Annotated in this window: 17 protein-coding genes, 4 tRNA genes and 3 rRNA genes; 21 read left to right on the top strand and 3 right to left on the bottom strand. The window is 53.5% G+C overall.

The window, feature by feature from the left end; genetic code table 11:
* Positions 1–29 precede the first annotated feature (29 nt).
* Positions 30–1,553 carry a guanosine-5'-triphosphate,3'-diphosphate diphosphatase gene (gene gppA, locus NCTC9997_RS14770; protein ID WP_064978349.1) on the bottom strand — a complete coding sequence of 508 codons (1,524 nt, stop codon included), beginning with the start codon at positions 1,551–1,553 and terminating at the stop codon, positions 30–32.
* Positions 1,554–1,565: 12 nt separating this feature from the next.
* Entirely contained in the window at positions 1,566–2,852 is a 1,287-nt protein-coding gene (rhlB, locus tag NCTC9997_RS14765; protein ID WP_039045235.1) for an ATP-dependent RNA helicase RhlB, read from the bottom strand.
* Between the two features lie 118 nt (positions 2,853–2,970).
* On the opposite strand from rhlB, the gene trxA reads away from it, so the two are divergent.
* From trxA to NCTC9997_RS14675, 18 genes are all read left to right on the top strand, one after another.
* A complete protein-coding gene (gene trxA, locus NCTC9997_RS14760) occupies positions 2,971–3,297 on the top strand; it encodes a thioredoxin TrxA (protein ID WP_010863059.1) in 327 nt (108 codons plus the stop codon).
* 204 nt (positions 3,298–3,501) lie between these two features.
* Positions 3,502–4,761, top strand: coding sequence for a transcription termination factor Rho (gene rho, locus NCTC9997_RS14755; protein ID WP_010863060.1), 1,260 nt, complete (start codon positions 3,502–3,504; stop codon positions 4,759–4,761).
* A gap of 338 nt (positions 4,762–5,099) precedes the next feature.
* Complete coding sequence (gene wecA / locus NCTC9997_RS14750; RefSeq protein WP_047709227.1) at positions 5,100–6,176, top strand: UDP-N-acetylglucosamine--undecaprenyl-phosphate N-acetylglucosaminephosphotransferase; 1,077 nt, start codon at positions 5,100–5,102, stop codon at positions 6,174–6,176.
* A 39-nt stretch (positions 6,177–6,215) separates the two neighbouring features.
* Complete coding sequence (locus tag NCTC9997_RS14745) at positions 6,216–7,145, top strand: Wzz/FepE/Etk N-terminal domain-containing protein (RefSeq protein WP_010863062.1); 930 nt, start codon at positions 6,216–6,218, stop codon at positions 7,143–7,145.
* 102 nt (positions 7,146–7,247) lie between these two features.
* Complete coding sequence (gene wecB / locus NCTC9997_RS14740; protein WP_010863063.1) at positions 7,248–8,381, top strand: non-hydrolyzing UDP-N-acetylglucosamine 2-epimerase; 1,134 nt, start codon at positions 7,248–7,250, stop codon at positions 8,379–8,381.
* Entirely contained in the window at positions 8,378–9,640 is a 1,263-nt protein-coding gene (wecC, locus tag NCTC9997_RS14735; protein ID WP_064978348.1) for a UDP-N-acetyl-D-mannosamine dehydrogenase, read from the top strand. The genes wecB and wecC overlap by 4 nt, the downstream gene beginning before the upstream one ends.
* Positions 9,631–10,704 carry a dTDP-glucose 4,6-dehydratase gene (rffG, locus tag NCTC9997_RS14730; RefSeq protein WP_177323824.1) on the top strand — a complete coding sequence of 358 codons (1,074 nt, stop codon included), beginning with the start codon at positions 9,631–9,633 and terminating at the stop codon, positions 10,702–10,704. The genes wecC and rffG overlap by 10 nt, the downstream gene beginning before the upstream one ends.
* 2 nt (positions 10,705–10,706) lie before the next feature.
* Positions 10,707–11,588 carry a glucose-1-phosphate thymidylyltransferase RfbA gene (rfbA, locus tag NCTC9997_RS14725; RefSeq protein WP_064978347.1) on the top strand — a complete coding sequence of 294 codons (882 nt, stop codon included), beginning with the start codon at positions 10,707–10,709 and terminating at the stop codon, positions 11,586–11,588.
* Positions 11,566–12,276: a dTDP-4-amino-4,6-dideoxy-D-galactose acyltransferase gene (gene rffC, locus NCTC9997_RS14720; protein ID WP_064978346.1), complete on the top strand. Its 711-nt coding sequence runs from the start codon at positions 11,566–11,568 to the stop codon at positions 12,274–12,276. The genes rfbA and rffC overlap by 23 nt, the downstream gene beginning before the upstream one ends.
* Before the next feature lie 5 nt (positions 12,277–12,281).
* On the top strand, positions 12,282–13,412 hold the full coding sequence (rffA, locus tag NCTC9997_RS14715) for a dTDP-4-amino-4,6-dideoxygalactose transaminase (protein WP_010863068.1): 1,131 nt from the start codon (positions 12,282–12,284) through the stop codon (positions 13,410–13,412).
* A 2-nt stretch (positions 13,413–13,414) separates the two neighbouring features.
* Entirely contained in the window at positions 13,415–14,665 is a 1,251-nt protein-coding gene (gene wzxE / locus NCTC9997_RS14710) for a lipid III flippase WzxE (RefSeq protein ID WP_064978345.1), read from the top strand.
* Positions 14,662–15,774, top strand: coding sequence for a TDP-N-acetylfucosamine:lipid II N-acetylfucosaminyltransferase (locus NCTC9997_RS14705; RefSeq protein WP_064978344.1), 1,113 nt, complete (start codon positions 14,662–14,664; stop codon positions 15,772–15,774). Before wzxE ends, NCTC9997_RS14705 begins: the two co-directional genes overlap by 4 nt.
* On the top strand, positions 15,771–17,102 hold the full coding sequence (gene wzyE / locus NCTC9997_RS14700; protein WP_010863071.1) for an ECA oligosaccharide polymerase: 1,332 nt from the start codon (positions 15,771–15,773) through the stop codon (positions 17,100–17,102). The genes NCTC9997_RS14705 and wzyE overlap by 4 nt, the downstream gene beginning before the upstream one ends.
* On the top strand, positions 17,095–17,829 hold the full coding sequence (gene wecG, locus NCTC9997_RS14695) for a lipopolysaccharide N-acetylmannosaminouronosyltransferase (protein WP_064978343.1): 735 nt from the start codon (positions 17,095–17,097) through the stop codon (positions 17,827–17,829). The genes wzyE and wecG overlap by 8 nt, the downstream gene beginning before the upstream one ends.
* Positions 17,830–17,948: 119 nt before the next feature.
* A tRNA-Arg gene (locus tag NCTC9997_RS14690) sits at positions 17,949–18,025 on the top strand.
* A 64-nt stretch (positions 18,026–18,089) separates the two neighbouring features.
* Positions 18,090–18,165: transfer RNA gene (locus NCTC9997_RS14685), tRNA-His, on the top strand.
* A gap of 49 nt (positions 18,166–18,214) precedes the next feature.
* Positions 18,215–18,301, top strand: a tRNA-Leu gene (locus tag NCTC9997_RS14680).
* Between the two features lie 23 nt (positions 18,302–18,324).
* A tRNA-Pro gene (locus NCTC9997_RS14675) sits at positions 18,325–18,401 on the top strand.
* 252 nt (positions 18,402–18,653) lie between these two features.
* Here NCTC9997_RS14675 and NCTC9997_RS14670 read toward each other — a convergent pair.
* A complete protein-coding gene (locus NCTC9997_RS14670; RefSeq protein ID WP_064978342.1) occupies positions 18,654–19,298 on the bottom strand; it encodes a nicotinamidase in 645 nt (214 codons plus the stop codon).
* Positions 19,299–19,725: 427 nt separating this feature from the next.
* On the opposite strand from NCTC9997_RS14670, the gene NCTC9997_RS14665 reads away from it, so the two are divergent.
* The 3 genes from NCTC9997_RS14665 to rrf all read left to right on the top strand — a co-directional run bounded on the left by NCTC9997_RS14665 (position 19,726) and on the right by rrf (position 24,617).
* A 16S ribosomal RNA gene (locus NCTC9997_RS14665) occupies positions 19,726–21,267 on the top strand.
* A 191-nt stretch (positions 21,268–21,458) separates the two neighbouring features.
* Positions 21,459–24,362 (top strand): 23S ribosomal RNA (locus NCTC9997_RS14660).
* 139 nt (positions 24,363–24,501) lie between these two features.
* Positions 24,502–24,617, top strand: a 5S ribosomal RNA gene (gene rrf, locus NCTC9997_RS14655).
* The 16S, 23S and 5S rRNA genes sit together here, the layout of an rRNA operon.
* Positions 24,618–24,788: the final 171 nt, after the last annotated feature.

Here is a 24,788-nt window from a genome sequence, read left to right as displayed (position 1 = left end):
TGAAGGCTAAGCACTCATAACCGTGATGCTTAATGCGAGCAAGCGCCACTGCTAAAATGCGTATCTTCCGGCAGCAACAGAGGCAGATGCAGATTGTTCATCCAGCGACTTTCCTGACGCAAATCTTCGGCGCGCAGTGGATGCTGATGCAACCAACCGGCCGGTAAATACAGGCACAATTGCTCACCACTTACCTGTAACCGCACTTGCGGCAGGGTGTCGTCACGGCGACGCGAGGCCAGAATAATCGCCAAGCGCAGTAAACGGCACAGCTTCAGCGCATCACTGACTGACAAGGCGTTTTGCCCAGCTAGACGGGTTAAGTCCGGCTGCTCACGTTGGTTAAACAGCAGCGCGGCCAGCAGCTTACGTTGCGCTGGGGTGAACCCTGGCACATCGGAGTTTGCCAGCAGATAGGCGGCGTGTTCATGGGCGCGTTTGTAGTCGATACCCAGCCCAATTTCGTGTACCAAGGCCACATAGCCGAGTAACTCACGGCTCAGCAGGCTCAAATGCCAGTCATCGGCTACCTGATCAAACAATTGCCAGGCGGTATTGCGCACCCGCAAGGCTTGTTCGGTATCTATTTGGTAACGCTGCTGCAAGGCGCGCATGGTGCGCGCTCGCACATCGCCTTCGCCGACGCAGCCGAGCATACCGTAGATCAACCCTTCACGTAGGGCGCCGCCCGACAAGGTCATCTCACGGATAGAAAGAGTTTCAAAGATGGCAATCAGGATCGACAAACCGCTTGGGAAGACCAGTGCGCGGTCGAGGGTCAGGCCATCAATTTCCAGCTCTTCCAGCTTATAGCACTGGATCGCCTGTTCGCGCAGTTGATACAGCTTGGACAAGGTAATGTGTTCATCCATCCCTTGTGCTTGCATAATCTCTTGCAAGGCTTGCACGGTACCGGAGGCGCCGACACAAATCTGCCAGCGCGCAGCGCGGTATTGTTCGGCAATTGGCGCTAGCACGTCACGCGCGGCCGCTTCGGCGGAGGCAAAATTGCGCGCGCACAGACGGCGATCGGCAAAAAAGCGCTCCAGCCAGGTGACGCAGCCCATGTGCAGGCTGACCAGCTGCTGCGGTTGTACCCCAGCACCGACAATCAGCTCAGTGCTGGCGCCGCCAATATCGACCACCAGACGCTGCTCTGGGCCGCCGGTGGTGTGCGCCACGCCTTGATAAATCAGGCGCGCCTCTTCTTCACCGGCAATGATCTCGATCGGGTGACCTAAAATGCGCTCCGCCGGGGCGAGAAACTCCGCCGCGTTACAGGCACTGCGCAGCGCCGCGGTCGCGACCACCCGCACGTGTTGCAGCGGAATATCTTGTAGCCGCTCAGCAAACAGCGCCAGACACTGGCAGCCGCGCTCAATGGCTTCGGCTGACAGGCGGTTATCCTGATCTAAACCGGCCGCCAGACGCACCTTACGCTTGATGCGCGCGATGGTCTGGATAGTCCCCGCCACCTCGCGCACCACCAGCATATGGAAGCTGTTGGAGCCCAAATCGATGGCGGCATAACAAGGCGAGACAGCACTCATCATACAGAGTCAAACTCAGGCCGGATGACGTTTACGTGGGCCACGGTTGCCCGGGCGACGCTGGGTATTACCGCCACGACCGTTGTTAGGACGGTGTTGACGGTGCAGGCGAAACGGTGCCGGCAGCTCTTGCAACAGGGCATCTGGGTCATATTTGCTGACCGGAATGCTGTGCTCGATATAGGTTTCGATCGCCGGTAGATTCAGCGCGTACTCTTCACAGGCGAAGCTGATAGAGTTACCGCTGGCACCGGCGCGGCCGGTACGGCCAATACGGTGCACGTAATCTTCGCAGTCGTCCGGCAGGTCATAGTTGAACACATGGGTCACGGCTGGAATGTGCAGGCCACGGGCCGCCACATCGGTTGCCACCAGAATGTCCAGATTGCCTTGGGTGAAGTCATCCAGAATGCGCATGCGCTTTTTCTGTGCCACATCACCGGTCAGCAGACCGACGCGGTGACCATCGGCAGCCAGATGGCCCCAGATATCTTCACAGCGATGCTTGGTGTTGGCGAAAATAATGCACCGATCCGGCCACTCTTCTTCCAGTAGAGTCTGCAGCAGGCGCATTTTGTCTTCGTTCGACGGATAGAACAGCTCTTCTTTGATCCGATGGCCGGTTTTTTGCTCCGGCTCCACTTCCACATACTCGGCATTGTGCATGTGCTCGAAAGCCAGCTCACGTACGCGGTATGACAAGGTGGCGGAGAACAGCATATTGAGACGCTGATCCGGTTTTGGCATGCGGCGCAGCAGATAACGGATATCCTTAATAAAACCGAGATCGAACATCCGATCGGCTTCATCCAGAACCATCACCTGAATGGCACCCATGTTGATAATATTCTGTTTCTGGTAATCGATAATCCGGCCGGTGGTACCGATCAGGATATCAACCCCAGCTTCCAGCGTTTTGAGCTGCTTGTCGTAGCCGTCGCCGCCATACGCCAAACCAAGGCGTAAACCGGTGGACTGCGCCAAGGTCTCAGCATCGGCGTGGATCTGGATCGCCAGCTCACGGGTTGGTGCCATGATCAGCGCCCGTGGTTGGTTAATCTGACGATCAGCGGCAGCTGGGTGGGTCAGTAAGTGGTGGAAGGTCGATGCCAGAAAAGCCAGGGTTTTTCCTGTACCCGTCTGAGCTTGACCGGCGATGTCACGCCCTGCCAAAGAATAAGGCAGTGCGAGCGCCTGGATTGGTGTGCAGTATTGGAACCCTTGCTGAGCCAAGGCACGCAGGACATCCGGATGCAACCCGAAATCGGCGAATTTCTGTTCAGTTAAGTGTGTTTTGCTCATAGGTGATAGAATATCAGCTAACTCTTGCTTTACGAAAGCGTATCCATTGAAATAAAGTCAATAACAACTGTTGGTCAATGTTACACCAACAATGCGATATAACACTTGGGAGTGGAAGATGAGCGATAAAATTGTTCAGCTGACCGACAGCAGCTTTGAAAACGATGTAATCAAAGCAACCGGTCCGGTACTGGTGGATTTCTGGGCAGAGTGGTGTGGTCCTTGCAAAATGATCGCCCCGATTCTGGACGAGATCGCCACTGAGTACCAAGGTAAGGTAACGGTAGCGAAACTGAACATCGATCAGAATACCGACACGGCGCCAAAATACGGTATCCGTGGTATCCCGACTCTGCTGCTGTTTAAAAACGGTGCGGTTGCCGCCACCAAAGTCGGCGCACTGTCTAAGACTCAACTGAAAGAGTTCCTGGACACCCACCTGTAATACGCCTCACGTTTAGCGGTTGGCAGCGCATTTTATTTGACCAACCGCTAGACGCATTTCTGATTTGATGCTAGTTTATCCCTACTGCTGAAACGCAACTTTTCTTCTTATTGCTGATAGCTGGTGCGTGCTCACCGCATGCTTTGTATCGCCAGTATCATCGTAATTGACTTACCCCGAGTTCACTATCAAGAACCCATCGTTATGAATCTTACCGAACTGAAAAATACACCTGTCTCCGAGCTTGTGGCGCTTGGGGAGTCAATGGGCCTCGAAAATATGGCCCGGATGCGCAAACAAGACATTATCTTTGCCATCCTGAAACAACATGCCAAGAGCGGTGAAGATATTTTTGGTGATGGCGTGTTAGAGATTTTGCAGGATGGTTTCGGTTTCCTGCGATCCGCAGACAGCTCCTACCTTGCCGGTCCTGATGATATCTACGTTTCCCCGAGTCAAATCCGCCGTTTCAATCTTCGTACAGGTGACACCATTGCTGGTAAAATCCGCCCGCCAAAAGAAGGCGAACGCTATTTTGCCCTGCTGAAAGTCAACGAAGTTAACTACGACAAGCCGGAAAACTCCCGCAACAAGATCCTGTTCGAAAACTTAACCCCACTGCATGCTAATCGCCGTTTGCGCATGGAGCGTGGTAATGGCTCTACCGAAGACTTAACTGCCCGCGTTCTGGATTTGGCGTCGCCAATCGGTTGTGGTCAGCGAGCCCTGATTGTGGCACCACCGAAAGCCGGTAAGACCATGCTGCTGCAAAACATTGCCCAGAGCATTTCCGCTAACCATCCAGACTGCGTACTGATGGTGCTGCTGATTGACGAGCGTCCAGAAGAAGTAACTGAAATGCAACGTCTGGTGAACGGTGAAGTGGTAGCGTCCACCTTTGATGAGCCTGCCTCCCGTCACGTGCAAGTGGCGGAGATGGTGATTGAAAAGGCTAAGCGTCTGGTTGAGCACAAAAAAGATGTGGTGATCCTGCTCGATTCCATCACCCGTCTGGCCCGTGCCTATAACACCGTAGTACCGGCGTCCGGTAAAGTCCTGACCGGTGGTGTGGATGCGAATGCCCTGCATCGTCCGAAGCGTTTCTTCGGTGCGGCACGTAACGTGGAAGAGGGCGGTAGCCTGACCATTATTGCCACCGCGCTGGTTGATACCGGCTCGAAGATGGACGAAGTGATCTACGAAGAGTTCAAAGGCACCGGTAACATGGAACTGCACTTGGCGCGTAAGATTGCCGAGAAGCGTGTGTTCCCAGCCATTGATTACAACCGCTCCGGTACCCGCCGTGAAGAGCTGCTGACCTCGTCAGAAGAGCTGCAAAAGATGTGGATCCTGCGCAAAATCTTACACCCAATGGGTGAGATTGATGCGATGGAGTTCCTGATCAACAAGCTGGCGATGACCAAGACCAACGATGAATTCTTCGACATGATGAAGCGTTCATAATTCGGTCGGATAAAGATCACTCCACATGAAAAAAGCGTCGCCTTCGGGCGACGCTTTTTTGCTTTCTGGTCGCCAAATTTTGCTTTTAGCACACGGGGTTGTCGCTGATCGGCGACGCGTTTCGCACGGCTCAAATTCACGGTAATATGAATGGACTGACCTGTGACAAAGGGCGGTAAAAGCTCTCAGGCTGGCGGAGTGACTGATGTAATTCCGGCCGAATGATTGCGGCATAACGTCATTTTTGTCTATATGGCAGTAATAGTTTATCGGGTGCAGGTGCGCACCTCACTCAAGGGCTATGGATGGTGGACTTTATTCGCAGTGACGTGCTCATGATGAGTAGTGATCTTTTCTTTGTATTTCTGTTTTCACTGGCTTCACTGTTTGTCGCGCGCAAAGTGGCACGCAAAGTTGGCCTGGTGGACAAACCTAATTACCGTAAATTGCACCATGGGTTGATCCCGCTGGTGGGCGGTATTTCGGTGTTCGCTGGGATGGCCTTCTTTTTCATCCAGCACTGGAATAATTTGCGTCAGCCGGGTTTATATCTGTTGTGTGCTGGCGTATTACTGGTGGTCGGTATTTTAGATGACCGGTTTGATATCAGCGTAAAAATTCGCGCCTGTGTGCAGGCGACTATCGCCATCATTATGATGACCGCAGGTGGCTTGTATCTGAACAGTCTCGGCCAAATTTTTGGTCCGTGGGAGCTGGTGCTAGGGCCATTCGGCTATGTTCTGACGCTCTTGGCGGTGTTGGCGGCGATCAATGCATTCAATATGGTCGACGGCATCGATGGCTTGCTGGGCGGCTTATCTTGCGTGACGTTTGGCTCGCTTGGGGTTTTGTTTGTCCTCGATAAGCAGCCCGATTTGGCGCTGTGGTGCTTTGCCATCATTGCCGCCACGCTGCCCTATATTTTGCTTAACCTCGGGATCCCGTGGGGGCGCAAATTCAAAGTCTTTATGGGTGATGCCGGCAGTACCGTGATTGGTTTTACCGTGGTGTGGTTGTTGCTGCAAAGTACCCAAGGGCAAGGCCATCCGCTCAATCCGGTCACTGCGTTGTGGGTGATCGCTATTCCCTTGATGGACATGATCACCATCACCTATCGCCGCATTAAAAAGGGTCAAAGCCCGTTTTCCCCTGATCGTCAGCATATTCACCATATGGTGATGCGCGCCGGTTTTACCTCCGGCCAAGCGTTCTTGCTGATCACGGGTTTAGCTGCTGCACTGGCAGCATTCGGCATCATGGGGGAGTGGCTAGGTTGGCCGGAGTGGGTGATGTTGGCCGCGTTTTTAGTGACCTTTATCGTTTATGGATACTGTATCAGCCGTGCGTGGGTTGCCACCCGGTTTGTTCGTCGTATGCGTCGCCGGTTGAAAGTCTGGGTAGGTCGGCATTTCTAAGGTGTACGGGTTTTTGCGCCATTCGAGGATTATAGCGCCGTGATAAAGCAAGTATCAGAACAGACACATAGCACTGTGGATAACGAACTGGATATCCGTGGCTTGTTTCGTATTTTGTGGTCAGGTAAAGCGTGGATCATCGGTACCGGTGTTCTGTTTGCTGCGCTGGCGTTGGTTTACTCCTATGTGGTGAAAGAGGAGTGGAGCGCTAACGCGATGACCGACCGTCCATTGACCACGCAGCTGGGCAGCTATTTTGCGCAGCAGCAGTTCCTGCGCGGACTGGATGTGCAGGATACCGCCAACGTCACCTTGCCACCGGTGCAAGACGAAGCGTATGACGAGCTGCGCATGCAGCTGGGCTCCTACGATACCCGTCGTGATTTTTGGTTGCAGACCGATTACTACCGCAGCCGCACTGAAGGCAACGCACGTGCCGATGGTCAACTGCTCGATGATCTGATCAACGACATCACCTTCACGGCCAAAGATGACAAGAAAACCCCGTTCGACAGCATTCGTTTGAGCGCGGAAACTGCAGCTGATGCCAGCAACTTACTCAAGCAATACATCGCGTTTGCCAATGCGCGCGCGGTGGCGGCGCTGGATGCTAACTTGGCGGGCCGTTGGGCTTCGCGGCTGCAATCCGTGAAAGCACTGGTTTCGCGTCAAGAGTCAGTGAATAAAGCGCTGTTGCAACGTGAGCAAGATGGCAAAACCACCGCCGATGAAGCTATGCAAGCGGCTAACTTCGATGTGGACTATGCCCAGAATAAAGCGGTACTGGCTGCGTTAGCCATTGCACCGAAACTGGATCAGAATATTCAGACCTTCCGTTATCTGCGCACTCCGGTCGAGCCGGTGAATCGTGATAAGCCGCGTCGTCTGTTCTTGTTGATCCTGTGGGGTGTGATTGGTGGCATGACCGGTGCTGGGATTGCGATTGGTCGGCGGATTGCTGCCCGTTAATTTGTTGCGTAAGAAGGCAGGGGCGCCGGTTGTCCGGTACTCCTGATGTCGGATTTGACTACGTGTGTGGTGAGATCCTCTGACAACCAAAAGAGTATTGCTGTGAAAGTGTTGACCGTTTTCGGTACCCGTCCAGAAGCCATTAAAATGGCGCCGCTGGTCCACGCGCTGGCTCAACATCCTGAGTTTGAGTCTAAAGTTTGTGTCACCGCGCAGCATCGCGAGATGCTGGATCAGGTATTGCACTTGTTCGAGATCGTACCGGATTATGATCTCAACATCATGCGTCCCGGTCAGGGCCTGACCGAGATCACCTGTCGTATTCTGGAAGGCCTGAAGCCGGTACTGAACGAATTCAATCCAGATGTGGTGTTGGTGCATGGTGATACCACCACCACGATGGCGGCCAGCTTGGCAGCGTTTTATCAGCAAATTCCGGTTGGGCACGTGGAAGCCGGTCTGCGTACCGGTAACCTGTACTCACCGTGGCCGGAAGAGGGCAACCGTAAACTGACCGGCCATCTGGCCCGTTTCCATTTTGCACCGACCGAAACCTCGCGTCACAACCTGCTGCAAGAGCATATTCCCGATGCGCATATTTTCGTCACCGGCAATACGGTGATTGATGCCCTGTTTTGGGTACGCAATAAGCTGCAGCAAGATACCGCGCTGCTGGCCAGCATCGAAGCGCGTTATCCGTTCTTGCAAGACGATAAGAAACTGATTCTGGTCACCGGTCATCGCCGTGAAAGTTTTGGCGGTGGATTTGAGCGGATCTGTAATGCGCTGGCCGAGATTGCGCGTCAGCATCCAGAGGCGCAAATTCTCTATCCGATGCACCTAAACCCGAATGTCCGTGAGCCGGTGAACCGCATTTTGCGTGGCATCGACAACGTGATCCTGATTGACCCGCAAGATTACTTGCCGTTTGTCTACCTGATGAACCGTGCTTATCTGATCCTGACCGACTCCGGTGGGATTCAAGAAGAAGCGCCGTCACTGGGCAAGCCGGTATTGGTGCTGCGGGATACGACCGAACGCCCGGAAGCGGTAGATGCCGGCACGGTGCGTTTGGTGGGGACAAAAGTTGAAACGATCGTCAGCGAAGTATCACGTCTGCTGACCGACCATGATGAATACCACCGCATGAGCCGTGCTCATAACCCGTACGGTAACGGGCAGGCTTGCGCGCAAATTCTTGAAGCATTGAAGATTAATTCAGGTGACCAGTCATGAGCTTTGACACCATTTCAGTTATCGGTTTGGGATATATCGGTCTGCCAACGGCGGCAGCATTCGCGTCTGCCCAGAAAAAGGTGATCGGTATTGATATCAATCAGCACGCCGTTGATACCATCAATCAGGGCAAAATTCACATTGTGGAGCCGGATTTGGATCTGGCAGTGAAAGCCGCCGTGGAGGGTGGTTTCCTGCGCGCTAGCACCCAGCCACAACCAGCGGATGCGTTTTTAATTGCGGTGCCTACGCCGTTCAAAGGTGATTACGAGCCGGATCTGGCCTATGTCGAAGCGGCAGCCAAGTCGATTGCGCCGGTGCTGAAAAAAGGCGATTTGGTGATCTTGGAATCCACCTCTCCAGTGACTGCGACTGAGCAAATGGCGCAGTGGCTGATGGATGCGCGCAGCGATTTAAGCTTCCCGCCACAAGCCGGTGAAGCGGCCGATGTGAATATCGCCTACTGCCCTGAGCGCGTACTGCCAGGCAAAGTGATGGTGGAGCTTATTCAAAACGACCGCGTGATTGGCGGGATGACTCCGCGCTGCTCTGAGCGTGCCGCGAGTCTGTACAAGACCTTTGTAAAAGGGGAGTGCGTGATCACCAACTCCCGTACCGCCGAGATGTGTAAGCTGACTGAAAACAGCTTCCGTGATGTCAACATCGCGTTTGCCAATGAGCTGTCGCTGATCTGTGATAAGCAAGGCATCAACGTATGGGAGCTGATCCGTCTGGCTAACCGCCATCCGCGCGTGAATATCCTGCTGCCAGGACCGGGTGTTGGCGGCCACTGCATCGCGGTTGACCCATGGTTTATCGTGGCGCAAAACCCAGAAGAGGCGCGCCTCATTCGTGTGGCGCGTGAAGTGAATGACGGCAAGCCGCATTGGGTGGTGGAAAAAACCAAACTGGCGGTAGCCGAGTGCCTGACCGCGACCGGTAAGCGTGCGCAAGATGTGAAGGTTGCGTGTCTGGGACTGGCATTTAAGCCGGATATCGATGACCTGCGTGAAAGCCCTGCGATGGAAATTACCCAGCTGATCGCCGATTGGCATGCCGGTCAGGTATTGGCGGTGGAGCCAAACGTGCATGAGCTGCCGAAAAAGCTGCACGGCAAAGTTGAGTTGGTGTCGACCGAGCAGGCGCTGGCGCAGGCCGATGTATTGGTGCTGTTGGTCGACCATCAGCAGTTCAAGGCCATTTCTCCTGCTCAAGTGACGCAGAGCTGGGTAGTGGATACCAAGGGGGTATGGCGGTGAAAACGATTCTGGTAACCGGTGGTGCAGGTTTTATCGGTTCGGCGGTAGTACGCCACATTATCCAAGATACTCCGTATCACGTGGTCAATCTGGATAAGCTGACCTATGCCGGCAATCTGGAGTCACTGAACAGTGTCAGCGATAGCCCGCGCTATCAGTTCGAGCAGGCAGACATCTGCGATCGCAGCGCGATGGAGCGTATTTTTGCTCAATATCGCCCAGATGTGGTGATGCATCTGGCGGCGGAAAGCCATGTCGATCGCTCGATTGATGGTCCGGCAGCGTTTATCGAAACCAACATTATCGGTACCTATACCCTGCTGGAAGCGGCGCGTAACTATTGGAATGCGCTGGAGCCACAGGCGAAAGCGGCGTTTCGTTTCCACCATATCTCCACCGATGAGGTGTATGGCGATCTGGAAGGTCCTGATTCGCTGTTTACTGAAACCACGCCGTACGCCCCAAGCAGCCCGTATTCGGCCTCTAAAGCGTCCAGTGATCATCTGGTCCGCGCGTGGCGTCGAACCTACGGTTTGCCAACGCTGATCACCAACTGCTCGAATAACTACGGTCCTTTCCATTTCCCAGAAAAGTTGATCCCGCTGATGATTTTAAATGCATTAGCCGGTAAGCCATTGCCAGTGTATGGCAAGGGGGAGCAGATCCGTGATTGGCTGTACGTGGAAGATCATGCTCGTGCGCTGGTGAAAGTGGCAACGGAAGGCGCGGTCGGTGAGACCTATAACATTGGTGGTCACAACGAGCGCAAGAATATCGACGTGGTACACACCCTGTGTGACCTGTTGGAAGAGCTGGTGCCAAACAAGCCGGCCGGTGTGGCGCACTATCGCGATCTGATCACTTATGTGGCGGATCGTCCAGGCCATGATCTGCGCTATGCGATCGATGCCTCGAAGATCGCCCATGATCTGGGTTGGGTACCGCAAGAGACGTTCGAAAGCGGGATCCGCAAAACTGTGATCTGGTATCTGGAAAATGAAACTTGGTGGCGCCGAGTGCAAGACGGCTCGTATGCCGGTGAGCGCCTTGGCTTAGGAGCCTGAGCATGAAAGGTATTATTCTGGCGGGTGGCTCCGGTACTCGCCTGTATCCGCTCACCCGCGGCGTCTCTAAGCAGATGCTGCCGGTGTATGATAAACCCATGATTTACTACCCGCTGTCAGTACTGATGCTCAGCGGGATCCGTGACATCCTGATTATCACTACACCCGATGATCAGCCCGCGTTTCAGCGTTTGCTGGGTGACGGTAGCGACTTTGGCATTAACCTGCAGTATGCCATCCAGCCTAGTCCGGATGGTCTGGCGCAGGCGTTTATTATCGGTGAAGAGTTCATCGGTGATGACAGTGTGTGCTTAGTGCTGGGGGATAACATCTTCTTTGGCCAATATTTCAGTGACAAGCTGAAAGTGGTGGCGTCGCGTACCAGTGGCGCAACAGTGTTTGGCTATCAGGTGATGGATCCGGAGCGCTTCGGAGTAGTGGAGTTTGATGACGACTTCAATGCACTGTCGATCGAAGAAAAACCGGCTCAACCCAAATCTAATTGGGCGGTAACCGGCCTGTATTTCTACGACAACCAAGTGGTTGAGTTGGCCAAGCAGGTCAAACCATCGCACCGCGGCGAGCTGGAAATCACTACCTTAAACGAGATGTACCTGCAAAAAGGACAGCTCAAGGTGGAATTGCTGGGCCGTGGTTTTGCGTGGTTAGATACCGGCACTCATGACAGCCTGATTGAAGCCAGCACCTTTGTGCAGACAGTGGAAAAACGTCAGGGCTTCAAAGTAGCGTGCTTGGAAGAAATCGCTTGGCGCAATGGTTGGCTGAGTGACGAACAAGTGGCTGCTGCCGCACAGGCACAAGCTAAGACCGGTTACGGTCAATATCTGAAGACCTTGCTGCATGTCCGTCCACGCCAATATTGAGCCATTAGGCTGGGAAAGCGCCTTTTTCGCACTCTCCAGTGCCAAATTGGTGTGGGATGAGCTGGCCGCGCCGGTGCAAGCGGCAGATTTACAGCCGTATGCACTGGTACAAGCCAAAGTACCGGCGGCGCGTCTGGATCTGGCCGATGGATTGGCTCGCTTGGGCTTTCAGTTGGCGGAAGGCGAAGTGGATCTGGCGCTGAGCTTGCCTGCTTCCTTACCGGTGCAAGCGCTGCCGAGTGGTTGGCGCTGCCGCGTCGCCACTGAGACTGACATTGCGCTGCTGCGCAGTGCGGCGGCGCAGACCTTTGCTCATAGCCGTTTTCGCGCGCCTTGGTATCAGCCTAGCGACAGTGGCCGTTTTTATGCTGAATGGATCGAAAAAGCGATCCGTGGCACGTTCGATCATCAATGCCTGCTGATTGAGCAGGATGAACAGATTCTGGGGTTTGTAACCCTGCGCGATCTGGGCCAGCAACAGGCTCGGATCGGCCTTTTAGCCGCGATACCTACTTGTGCTGGGCGTGGTGTGGGCCAACAGTTGATGTGGGCAGCGCAAAACTGGTGCCAGACGCAAGGGATTTCTACTCTGCGAGTGGCAACACAAACCGGTAATGTGGCGGCCTTACGTCTTTATATTCGCAGCGGTGCCGTTATAACCGACACTGCGTATTGGTTTTACAGGTGATAAGCATGATCCCATTTAATGCCCCGCCGGTTGTCGGCACGGAGTTGGAGTATATGCAGGCTGCCATGGGCAGCGGTAAGCTGTGTGGTGACGGCGCCTTTACTCGCCGCTGTCAGCAGTGGATGGAGCAGCATTTTGGCAGCGCCAAAGTGTTGCTGACCCCGTCCTGTACAGCCTCACTGGAGATGGCCGCCATCCTGCTGGATATCCAGCCGGGGGATGAGGTGATCATGCCAAGTTTCACCTTTGTGTCGACTGCCAATGCTTTCGTGCTGCGTGGTGCCAAGGTAGTGTTTGTCGATCTGCGTCCCGATACCATGAATATCGATGAGCGCAAGATTGAAGCGGCCATCACCGAGCGTACTAAGGCGATTGTGCCGGTGCACTATGCCGGTGTGGCGTGCGAGATGGATACCATCATGGCGCTGGCTGAAAAATATGACCTGTGGGTTGTCGAAGATGCGGCGCAAGGCGTGATGTCGACCTACAAAGGGCGTGCGCTGGGCACCATCGGTCACATTGGTTGCTACAGCTTCCATGAAACCAAAAACTACACCGCAGGCGGTGAAGGTGGCGCGACTCTCATCAATGATCCGGCGCTGATTGAGCGGGCTGAAATTATTCGTGAGAAAGGTACCAACCGCAGTCAATTCTTCCGTGGTCAGGTAGACAAATACACGTGGCGCGACATCGGTTCGAGCTATTTGATGTCCGATCTGCAGGCGGCTTATCTGTGGTCGCAGTTGGAAGCCGCTGAGCGTATCAATCAGCGTCGCTTGAAGCTGTGGCAGACCTATTTTGATGCCTTAACGCCGCTGGCAGAGGCTGGACGTATCGAGTTGCCAAGCCATCCTGCTGACTGCGCCCACAACGCACACATGTTCTATATCAAACTGCGTGATATCGATGATCGCAGCGCCTTTATCAGCTTTATGAAAGAAGCTGAAATCATGACCGTGTTCCACTATATCCCACTGCATGCTTGCCCGGCGGGCGAGAAATTCGGTGTGATGCATGGCGCGGATCAGTTCACAACGGCGGAAAGCGAGCGTTTGGTGCGTTTGCCGCTGTTCTACAACATGGATGAGTTGACGCAGCGTACCGTGATCCAGACGATGCTGAACTTTTTCGCCTGATTATGTCGTTAGCTAAAGCTTCGGTATGGACCGCAGCCTCGACCCTGGTCAAGATTGGGGTCGGGCTGTTAGTGGTCAAGTTACTGGCCGTATCGTTCGGCCCGCAAGGGGTTGGCCAGGCCGGTAACTTCATGACCATGGTGACGGTGCTGGGCGTATTGTCCGGCGCCGGTATTTTTAATGGCGTGACCAAGTACGTGGCCGAGTTTCACCAAGAGCCCGCGCGACTGCGCAGCTTATTGGGCACGGCCTCGGCGATCACCTTACTCTCCTCATCGCTGTTGGCACTGGTGTTTGTACTCGGTGCCGGCCCGATTAGCCGCGCTTTATTCGATCACCCCGATTTTGTGCCGGTGATCCGCGCGGTGGGCTTGATTCAAATGGGGATTGCCTACGCCAACTTGCTGCTGGCGATCCTCAAAGGCCAGCGCGACGCGATGGGCAATGCGTTGGCGCTGATTGCCGGTAGCGTAATTGGTGTGGTGGCGTACTGTCTGTGTTTCTGGTTAGGCGGCTATGCCGGCGCTTTAGCCGGGATGGCGTTAGTGCCTGCCATCACGGTGCTGCCTGCCGCAGTGGTGATTAAAAAGCGCAACAACATTCGTTTTGCCGACTTGCGTCCGCTGTGGGATAAGCCGCTGGCTCGTCAGCTGCTGAAGTTTACCCTGATGGTGGTGATCACCTCGGTCACCTTGCCCGCCGCTTACGTGATGCTGCGAAATAGTCTGGCCACCGATTATGGCTGGGATTCGGTCGGGATGTGGCAAGGGGTGAGTAAAATCTCGGATGCCTATCTGCAGTTTATTACCGCCTCGTTCTCGGTATACCTGCTGCCGACTCTGTCGCGCTTACAGCAGCGCGATGAGATTGTGCGCGAGATTGGCCGCACCCTGCGCTTTGTGTTGCCTGCGGTTGCCACGGTCAGTTTTGCCGTTTATCTACTGCGTGATGTGGCAATCTGGCTGTTGTTCTCGCCCGAGTTTCGGCCGATGCGCGATCTGTTTGCCTGGCAGCTGACCGGCGATGTGTTCAAAGTCGGCGCGTATGTCTTTGGTTATCTGGTCGTAGCCAAAGCGGCATTACGCTATTACTTGTTAGCTGAAGTGAGCCAGTTTGCCCTGTTAACGGGGCTGGCGCACTGGTTGATCCCGCGCGAGGGTGCGCTGGGTGCGGCGCAGGCCTATATGCTGACTTACATTGTGTATTTTTGCCTCTGTGTTGGGGCGTTCCTCATTTATCGAAAGCGTGCATGACAGCCTTAATCCATGTTCTGGGATCTGAGATCCCGCATCATAACCATACGGTGCTCACCTTTTTTGCCGAGGTGCTGACGCCGGCATTACAGCAACCGGCGCTGACCCGTGAGTTTTACGTGGTCAGTAACGAGCCGGAGCTGGCCGCACGTTATCCGGCGCTCCGGCTGCACTGCTTTGCCGACAAAAAGAGTCTAGCACGTGCGGTGACGCTGGCGGCTCGTGACCCGGCGCAGCGCTTTTTCCTGCATGGCCAATTTAACCCGTGGTTATGGCTGGCGTTGCTGACGGGAAAAATCCGAAAGCAACAAGTCAGCTGGCATATCTGGGGCGCGGATCTGTATGAGGATGCGCAGAGCTGGAAATTCAAGCTGTTCTATCATCTGCGCCGTCCGGCGCAGGGGCGTATTGGCCGCGTGTTTGCCACGCAAGGCGATTTGCAGTACTTCGCTCAGCGTCATCCGCATTGTGCTACGCAGCGTCTTTATTTTCCGACCAAAATGGATCCGGCGCTGACCGGTGGGGTCCGTCAACATGACCCTGCGCAGCCGCTCACCATTTTGCTCGGTAACTCGGGCGATCGCTCTAACCGCCACATTGAAGCACTGCGTGAAATTCACGCCACCTTTGGTGACAAGGTGAAAGTGCAAATTCCTCTAGGCTATCCGGCGCATAATGAAGCCTATATCGCGCAGATTGCCGAGGTCGCGCAGCAACTGTATCCGCATGGACAGGTGGAGCTGCTTACTGAGCAAATTCCGTTTGACCGCTATCTGACACTGCTGGCGCAGTGCGATCTGGGCTATTTCCTGTTTGCCCGCCAGCAGGGGATTGGCACCTTGTGTTTACTGATCCAGTTTGGCGTGCCGTTTGTGCTCAGTGAGCAAAACCCATTCTGCGTGGATTTGCGTGAGCAAGGGGTGCCGGTGCTGCTCAGCGGTGAGCCGCTGGATGTGGCACGTGTGTGCCAGGCGCAGGCCCAACTGGGCGCGCTCGATCGTAGCCAGATTGCCTTTTTTAAACCGAATTACCTTGCGGGCTGGCAGCAAGCGCTGCAGCAGGCCGGCGGTGACGCTATTGCATCTGCAGACCGAGGAGCCGGCGCATGACCCTGACTGATTTTTCTGGCCTGCTGGTCGTTTACCTGCTGTCATTGGCGCTGATCCTGACATTGGGCTATCACGAATTTCGTCGTGAGCGCTTTAACTTCAATATCTTTTTCACCTTGATCTACCTGCTGACGTTTTACTTTGGCTTTCCGTTTACCTGCATTCTGAGCTTTCGCTTTGATGTGCAGACCGAGCCGCCGGAGTACCTGATGTACGCCATGCTGGCCTCGACCGCTTTCTATGCCTTGTATTACGTGGTGTACAAGACGCGGATTGTTCGCCGTCAGCGTCAGCGTCCGGTGTTAAGCATGAATCGGGTGGAAACCAACCTGACTTGGATTTTGCTGATGCTGGTGGCCGTGGTCACGGTGGGGATCTTCTTCCTGCAAAACGGCTTTTTGCTGTTCAAGTTGCAAAGCTACAGCCAGATTTTCTCCAAGGATGTGTCGGCGGTGGCGCTTAAGCGCTTCTTCTACTTCTTTATCCCGGCAATGTTGGTGGTCTATTTCCTGCGTCAGGACACCAAAGGGTGGCTGATGTTTTTAGTCACTACTGTGGCATTCGGGATTTTGACTTATGTGATTGTTGGCGGTACGCGAGCCAACATCATCATCGCTTTTGCGCTGTTTTTGTTCATCGGCATTATCCGCGGTTATATCACCTTACCGATGCTGATTGCTGCGGGCGCGGCCAGTGTGGTCGGCATGTTCTGGCTGGCGTTAAAGCGTTACAGCTTGGATGTGAGCGGCTCGGAGGCGTTTTACACCTTCTTGTACCTCACGCGCGATACCTTTTCGCCGTGGGAGAACTTGGCGCTGCTGCTGGAAAACTATCACAAGATTGATTTTCAGGGGCTGGCCCCGATTATCCGCGACTTCTATGTCTTTATTCCGTCCTCGCTGTGGCCGGATCGCCCAAGCTTGGTGGTGAATACCGCTAACTACTTTACTTGGGATGTGCTCGAGTACTTTGCCGGCTTAGCCATTTCGCCAACCCTGATTGGCTCGTTGGTGATCATGGGCGGCGTGCTGTTTATCCCGATTGGCGCGGTGATTGTCGGTTTGCTGATCAAATGGCTGGACTGGCTGTATCACAGCGGCATGCAAGAAACCAATCGCTATAAAGCGGCGATTTTGTTGGCGTACAGCTTTGGCAACGTGTTTACCCTGATCGTGCTGGTGCGCGAAGGGCTTGATTCTTTTGTGTCACGGATGGCGTTTTTCTCGATTATTTTCGGGCTGTGTCTGTTACTGGCCAAGTTACTGTATTGGCTGTTTGAAGCCTGCGGCTTGATCCGCCGGCGGTTGAAGGTGCAAGAACATGAGTGATATTCCTAAGTACACCCTGCGCGGTTTGCAGATCTGGGGTTTTGCCGACATGGCGCAGTTTGTCGCACACCTGCTGACGCCGCACGACACCAAAACCGGTACTCTGGTGGCGATCAATGCGGAAAAAGTGATGACCGCTGAAGAGTCACCGGCACTGAAAGCTCTGTTGGATGCGGCTGAATACAAGTACGCCGATGGCGTCAGTATCGTTAACTCTATCCGCCGTAAATACCCAGACAGCCCGAAACTGCAACGCATCCCAGGTTGTGAGCTGTGGGAAGCCTTGATGGAAGAGGCTGGTCGCCAAGGGTTACCGGTGTTTTTGGTTGGTGGCCGCCAAGATGTCTTAAGTGAAGTGGAAGATAAACTGCGTCAGCAATGGCAGGTTAATATTGTCGGCAGCCAGAACGGATACTTCACCGCCGAGCAGACTCCCGATTTGTTCGAGCAAATTCGTGCCAGTGGAGCCAAGTTGGTCACGGTAGCGATGGGCTCGCCGAAACAAGAGCTGTTTATGCGCGATTGTCGTCAGGTTTATCCGGATGCCTTGTATATGGGCGTCGGTGGCACTTATGACGTGTTTACTGGTCATGTGCTGCGCGCACCGGCAGTATGGCGTAAGTTTGGTCTGGAATGGCTGTATCGCTTGCTATCACAACCGACCCGTTGGCGGCGCCAGCTCAAACTTTTGAAGTATGTCGCGTATCATTACAGCGGAAAGCTGTAGTTTTAAGCAAGTTTCGGGTAAAGTATCAGCAGTCGGTTCTTTTTGCATAAAAAAATACGAAAAGGGCTAGACAGCCGGATATGAAATCCGTAATATGCGACCCCGCAACGGCGCGCAGGGCGCCCGTAGCTCAGCTGGATAGAGCGCTGCCCTCCGGAGGCAGAGGTCTCAGGTTCGAATCCTGTCGGGCGCGCCATATAAGCATGTGGTAGTGATTTAGCCCAACGTTGTGGATATAAGCTGAAAGAAAAAACTCTATGGTGGCTGTAGCTCAGTTGGTAGAGTCCTGGATTGTGATTCCAGTTGTCGTGGGTTCGAGCCCCATCAGCCACCCCAGATTAAACAGTATGGCGTAAGCGGTACTGAGCAAGAAGATAAGTGATACGCGAAGGTGGCGGAATTGGTAGACGCGCTAGCTTCAGGTGTTAGTGTCTTAACGGACGTGAGGGTTCAAGTCCCTCTCTTCGCACCACACTTCTTGTAAACATGAATATTCGGTGAGTAGCGCAGTCCGGTAGCGCAACTGGTTTGGGACCAGTGGGTCGGAGGTTCGAATCCTCTCTCACCGACCATCATAGTGAAAAGCCCGCTCTTTGAGCGGGCTTTTTGTTTTTCTGCATTTACTCATCCCTTCACACTCTTCTTCTTTATCACGCTGTCGTATATGGCTGCCCGCGTTGAGTGTAATCTCTCTTGCTTCACGACTTGGCTTTCTCGCTCAGCGGCACAGCAAGCGAGTGATATATCTTCTATATAGCTATATAGAAGATATATAGAAGATATAGAGATAGCCTGTTGCGATATCCGTCAGTGGTGCAGGGCGATCAGCGGATCAGTTGCTGCAATGTGTGCTGCAGCGTCTCTTGGTTGTCACACAGGTAAACTCCCGCCGCGGCCATTTCCTGACAGGCCAGAGCGGTAGTTTCCGGCGCAATCCCGCGACAGGCCGCCAGATTCAGTAACACGGTAAAGTGGCCACTGCGCTGTAACTGCAATGCTGTGGTTTTCACACAGTAATCGGTCGCCAGCCCACCCAGCACAATATGGGTCACCCCCTGACAGCGCAGCCACTCGATAAGGCCGGTGCTGAGTTTCTCCTGTAAATCATGATAGCAAGCACCGTATGGATGCAGATCGGGCTCGATACCTTTCCACACCACAAAGTCATACTCGGTGACAGCCGGCAGACCCGGAATGGTTTCAAAGCCTCGGGTACCGGGAACCGCATGCGCGACCCAGGTCAGATCGGCATTGGGATGTGGCAGTGGTTGCAGCATGTGCTGAGGATCATCAACCACCCATAGCGCATTGGCGGGATGGGCATCTTTGGTCAGCACCCGCAGATCGGCCAGTTGTGCTTGCGCATTGAGTGCGTCAGCTATCTGATCGCCTTCTTGTACTGGCAACTCCTGTGGGCACAGCGGAGAGAACGTGCACTGCGGATCGACATCGAGCGCTGCAATCTTCATCACTTATCCTTTTTAATCGACCATAACCGTGCTGTTTTTGGCTAAATAACTAGCAAAAATCAGCCTTCTGACCGGATTTTCACCAAACAGCGGCAAATATGCAAATTATCTTGAATAATCCCTTGCGCCCGCCGCAAAACGCCCTATAATGCGACCCCACTGACACGGCAGCTGTGATGCAAATCACTGATTGGCCTGCAGTAATGAATATCGGCTCTTGAGAAAATGCAAAAACATTTTCTTGACAGCAAAGCAGGATTGCGGAATAATCCACTTCCTGTCGCTACTTCGGTAGCCAAACGCTCTTTAAAAAGTTAATCAGACAATCTGTGTGGGCACTCGTTTGAGAATGCTGATATCCAAAAGATATTAAGTTAAACGAGTGACTGAACAATTTATTTGCCAGTTTATTCGAGCGACAAACTTTAAATTGAAGAGTTTGATCATGGCTCAGATTGAACGCTGGCGGCAGGCCTAACACATGCAAGTCGAGCGGTAACACAGAGGAGCTTGCTCCTTGGGTGACGAGCGGCGGACGGGTGAGTAATGCCTGGGGATCTGCCCGATAGAGGGGGATAACTACGGGAAACTGTAGCTAATACCGCATAATGTCTACGGACCAAAGTGGGGGCTCTTCGGACCTCATGCTATCGGATGAACCCAGGTGGGATTAGCTAGTTGGTGAGGTAATGGCTCACCAAGGCGACGATCTCTAACTGGTTTGAGAGAATGACCAGTCACACTGGAACTGAGACACGGTCCAGACTCCTACGGGAGGCAGCAGTGGGGAATATTGCACAATGGGCGCAAGCCTGATGCAGCCATGCCGCGTGTGTGAAGAAGGCCTTCGGGTTGTAAAGCACTTTCAGCGGGGAGGAAGGGCTACTAGTTAATACCTAGTGGCATTGACGTTACTCGCAGAAGAAGCACCGGCTAACTCCGTGCCAGCAGCCGCGGTAATACGGAGGGTGCAAGCGTTAATCGGAATTACTGGGCGTAAAGCGCACGCAGGCGGTTTGTTAAGTCAGATGTGAAATCCCCGAGCTCAACTTGGGAACTGCATTTGAAACTGGCAAGCTAGAGTCTTGTAGAGGGGGGTAGAATTCCAGGTGTAGCGGTGAAATGCGTAGAGATCTGGAGGAATACCGGTGGCGAAGGCGGCCCCCTGGACAAAGACTGACGCTCAGGTGCGAAAGCGTGGGGAGCAAACAGGATTAGATACCCTGGTAGTCCACGCTGTAAACGATGTCGATTTGGAGGTTGTGCCCTTGAGGCGTGGCTTCCGGAGCTAACGCGTTAAATCGACCGCCTGGGGAGTACGGCCGCAAGGTTAAAACTCAAATGAATTGACGGGGGCCCGCACAAGCGGTGGAGCATGTGGTTTAATTCGATGCAACGCGAAGAACCTTACCTACTCTTGACATCCAGAGAACTTTCCAGAGATGGATTGGTGCCTTCGGGAACTCTGAGACAGGTGCTGCATGGCTGTCGTCAGCTCGTGTTGTGAAATGTTGGGTTAAGTCCCGCAACGAGCGCAACCCTTATCCTTTGTTGCCAGCGATTCGGTCGGGAACTCAAAGGAGACTGCCGGTGATAAACCGGAGGAAGGTGGGGATGACGTCAAGTCATCATGGCCCTTACGAGTAGGGCTACACACGTGCTACAATGGCATATACAAAGGGCGGCAAGCTAGCGATAGTGAGCGAATCCCATAAAGTATGTCGTAGTCCGGATTGGAGTCTGCAACTCGACTCCATGAAGTCGGAATCGCTAGTAATCGCGGATCAGAATGCCGCGGTGAATACGTTCCCGGGCCTTGTACACACCGCCCGTCACACCATGGGAGTGGGTTGCAAAAGAAGTAGGTAGCTTAACCTTCGGGAGGGCGCTTACCACTTTGTGATTCATGACTGGGGTGAAGTCGTAACAAGGTAACCGTAGGGGAACCTGCGGTTGGATCACCTCCTTACCTGAGATATTTGGCGCTTAAGCTGAGTGTTCACACAGATTGTTTGATGTATCTTCGGATGCACAACTGCTCTTTAAAAATTTGAAAACAAGCTGAAAAATAACTGAAGTTCTTGAGAACAAGCGACTTGAGAAACTGGCAACGACCAGTTTAGTGACTGACATTCAGCCCGACATTATTTTGGGTTGTATGGTTAAGTGACTAAGCGTACACGGTGGATGCCTTGGCAGTCAGAGGCGATGAAGGACGTGCTACCCTGCGAAAAGGGTTGGTGAGCTGGGATGGAGCGCTATAGCCAACCATGTCCGAATGGGGAAACCCACCTAAGATAACTTAGGTATCGTTAAGTGAATACATAGCTTAATGAGGCGAACCGGGAGAACTGAAACATCTAAGTACCCCGAGGAAAAGAAATCAACCGAGATTCCGTTAGTAGCGGCGAGCGAACGCGGAGCAGCCCAGAGTCTGAATCAGTGGATGTGTTAGTGGAACGGATTGGAAAGTCCGGCGATACAGGGTGATAGCCCCGTACACGAAGACGCATTGCTGTGAGCTCGATGAGTAGGACGGGACACGTGGTATCCTGTTTGAAGATGGGGGGACCATCCTCCAAGGCTAAATACTCCTGACTGACCGATAGCGAACCAGTACCGTGAGGGAAAGGCGAAAAGAACCCCTGTGAGGGGAGTGAAATAGAACCTAAAACCGTGTACGTACAAGCAGTGGGAGCACCTTCGTGGTGTGACTGCGTACCTTTTGTATAATGGGTCAGCGACTTACATTTTGTAGCGAGGTTAACCGAATAGGGGAGCCGTAGGGAAACCGAGTCTTAACTGGGCGAATTAGTTGCAAGGTGTAGACCCGAAACCCGGTGATCTAGCCATGGGCAGGTTGAAGGTTGGGTAACACTAACTGGAGGACCGAACCGACTAATGTTGAAAAATTAGCGGATGACTTGTGGCTGGGGGTGAAAGGCCAATCAAACCGGGAGATAGCTGGTTCTCCCCGAAAGCTATTTAGGTAGCGCCTCGGACGAACACCTACGGGGGTAGAGCACTGTTAAGGCTAGGGGGTCATCCCGACTTACCAACCCTTTGCAAACTCCGAATACCGTAGAGTGCTATCCGGGAGACACACGGCGGGTGCTAACGTCCGTCGTGAAGAGGGAAACAACCCAGACCGCCAGCTAAGGTCCCAAAGTCATGGTTAAGTGGGAAACGATGTGGGAAGGCTTAGACAGCTAGGATGTTGGCTTAGAAGCAGCCATCATTTAAAGAAAGCGTAATAGCTCACTAGTCGAGTCGGCCTGCGCGGAAGATGTAACGGGGCTAAACCATGCACCGAAGCTGCGGCAATGACATTTAGGTGTTATTGGGTAGGGGAGCGTTCTGTAAGCGGTTGAAGGTGTACTGTGAGGTATGCTGGACGTATCAGAAGTGCGAATGCTGACATAAGTAACGATAAAGCGGGTGAAAAGCCCGCTCGCCGGAAGACCAAGGGTTCCTGTTCAACGTTAATCGGAGCAGGGTGAGTCGACCCCTAAGGCGAGGCTGAAAAGCGTAGTCGATGGGAAACGGGTTAATATTCCCGTACTTGTGGTAACTGCGAAGGGGGGACGGAGAAAGTTAGGCTATCCGGGCGACGGTTGTCCCGGTTTAAGCGTGAAGGTGGAGAGACTAGGCAAATCCGGTCTTTCATTAACACTGAGGCGTGATGACGAAGCACTACGGTGCTGAAGTAGCTGATACTACGCTTCCAGGAAAAGCCTCTAAGCATCAGGTTACCAGAAATCGTACCCCAAACCGACACAGGTGGTCAGGTAGAGAATACTCAGGCGCTTGAGAGAACTCGGGTGAAGGAACTAGGCAAAATGGTGCCGTAACTTCGGGAGAAGGCACGCTGACGGTAGGTGAAGTCCCTTGCGGATGGAGCTGAAGTCAGTCGAAGATACCAGCTGGCTGCAACTGTTTATTAAAAACACAGCACTGTGCAAACACGAAAGTGGACGTATACGGTGTGACGCCTGCCCGGTGCCGGAAGGTTAATTGATGGGGTTAGCGAAAGCGAAGCTCTTGATCGAAGCCCCGGTAAACGGCGGCCGTAACTATAACGGTCCTAAGGTAGCGAAATTCCTTGTCGGGTAAGTTCCGACCTGCACGAATGGCGTAATGATGGCCAGGCTGTCTCCACCCGAGACTCAGTGAAATTGAAATCGCTGTGAAGATGCAGTGTACCCGCGGCAAGACGGAAAGACCCCGTGAACCTTTACTATAGCTTGACACTGAACATTGAGCCTTGATGTGTAGGATAGGTGGGAGGCATTGAAACGTGAACGCCAGTTTGCGTGGAGCCGACCTTGAAATACCACCCTTTAATGTTTGATGTTCTAACGTTGTCCCGTAATCCGGGATACGGACAGTGTCTGGTGGGTAGTTTGACTGGGGCGGTCTCCTCCTAAAGAGTAACGGAGGAGCACGAAGGTTAGCTAAGCATGGTCGGACATCATGCGGTTAGTGCAAAGGCAGAAGCTAGCTTAACTGCGAGACGGACAGGTCGAGCAGATACGAAAGTAGGTCTTAGTGATCCGGTGGTTCTGAATGGAAGGGCCATCGCTCAACGGATAAAAGGTACTCCGGGGATAACAGGCTGATACCGCCCAAGAGTTCATATCGACGGCGGTGTTTGGCACCTCGATGTCGGCTCATCACATCCTGGGGCTGAAGTTGGTCCCAAGGGTATGGCTGTTCGCCATTTAAAGTGGTACGCGAGCTGGGTTTAGAACGTCGTGAGACAGTTCGGTCCCTATCTGTCGTGGGCGTTGGATGATTGAGGGGGGCTGCTCCTAGTACGAGAGGACCGGAGTGGACGCATCTCTGGTGTTCCGGTTGTCACGCCAGTGGCATTGCCGGGTAGCTAAATGCGGAAGAGATAAGCGCTGAAAGCATCTAAGCGCGAAACTTGCCCCGAGATGAGTCATCCCTGAGGCTTTAAGCCTCCTAAAGGGTTGTTGGAGACTACGACGTAGATAGGCAGGGTGTGTAAGCGTAGCGATACGTTGAGCTAACCTGTACTAATTGCCCGTGAGGCTTAACCATACAACGCCAAAGTGATGTTGGAAGAATGAAGTCATAAGTTACTTGTTCAAAGAACAATACATCAGTTATTTAGCTTGTTTTTAGATTTTAACTCTGGCGCGAGACACAAGTAGTGTACGCGATAGAGAAACAGAATTTGCCTGGCGGCGATAGCGCGGTGGTCCCACCTGACCCCATGCCGAACTCAGAAGTGAAACGCCGTAGCGCCGATGGTAGTGTGGGGTCTCCCCATGCGAGAGTAGGGAACTGCTAGGCATCAAATTAGTGAAGAGCCCATCCTAACGGATGGGCTTTTTGCGTTTTTAGGTTTTGTATTTTCGTCTTCCTTCCCTGTTATTTTTCTCTTTAATTCCTTATTTCTCTGATCTTGTTGCGTATTTGATAGCGGTACTGCCGGTTTCAGACTCAGTTTCTGGCTTCGCGTAC

Source organism: Plesiomonas shigelloides, assembly GCF_900087055.1.
In the GTDB taxonomy this organism is placed as follows: domain Bacteria; phylum Pseudomonadota; class Gammaproteobacteria; order Enterobacterales; family CAMTGL01; genus Plesiomonas; species Plesiomonas shigelloides.
This window is presented reverse-complemented; position numbering and strand designations above follow the sequence as displayed.

Bases quoted from the DNA above. Each gene is read 5' to 3' on its own strand.
- gppA (WP_064978349.1), bottom strand. From the start codon at position 1,553: ATGATGAGTGCTGTCTCGCCTTGTTATGCCGCCATCGATTTGGGCTCC.
- rhlB (WP_039045235.1), bottom strand. From the start codon at position 2,852: ATGAGCAAAACACACTTAACTGAACAGAAATTCGCCGATTTCGGGTTG.
- trxA (WP_010863059.1), top strand. From the start codon at position 2,971: ATGAGCGATAAAATTGTTCAGCTGACCGACAGCAGCTTTGAAAACGAT.
- rho (WP_010863060.1), top strand. From the start codon at position 3,502: ATGAATCTTACCGAACTGAAAAATACACCTGTCTCCGAGCTTGTGGCG.
- wecA (WP_047709227.1), top strand. From the start codon at position 5,100: ATGAGTAGTGATCTTTTCTTTGTATTTCTGTTTTCACTGGCTTCACTG.
- wecC (WP_064978348.1), top strand. From the start codon at position 8,378: ATGAGCTTTGACACCATTTCAGTTATCGGTTTGGGATATATCGGTCTG.
- rffG (WP_177323824.1), top strand. From the start codon at position 9,631: ATGGCGGTGAAAACGATTCTGGTAACCGGTGGTGCAGGTTTTATCGGT.
- rfbA (WP_064978347.1), top strand. From the start codon at position 10,707: ATGAAAGGTATTATTCTGGCGGGTGGCTCCGGTACTCGCCTGTATCCG.
- rffC (WP_064978346.1), top strand. From the start codon at position 11,566: ATGTCCGTCCACGCCAATATTGAGCCATTAGGCTGGGAAAGCGCCTTT.
- rffA (WP_010863068.1), top strand. From the start codon at position 12,282: ATGATCCCATTTAATGCCCCGCCGGTTGTCGGCACGGAGTTGGAGTAT.
- wzxE (WP_064978345.1), top strand. From the start codon at position 13,415: ATGTCGTTAGCTAAAGCTTCGGTATGGACCGCAGCCTCGACCCTGGTC.
- NCTC9997_RS14705 (WP_064978344.1), top strand. From the start codon at position 14,662: ATGACAGCCTTAATCCATGTTCTGGGATCTGAGATCCCGCATCATAAC.
- wzyE (WP_010863071.1), top strand. From the start codon at position 15,771: ATGACCCTGACTGATTTTTCTGGCCTGCTGGTCGTTTACCTGCTGTCA.
- wecG (WP_064978343.1), top strand. From the start codon at position 17,095: ATGAGTGATATTCCTAAGTACACCCTGCGCGGTTTGCAGATCTGGGGT.
- NCTC9997_RS14670 (WP_064978342.1), bottom strand. From the start codon at position 19,298: ATGAAGATTGCAGCGCTCGATGTCGATCCGCAGTGCACGTTCTCTCCG.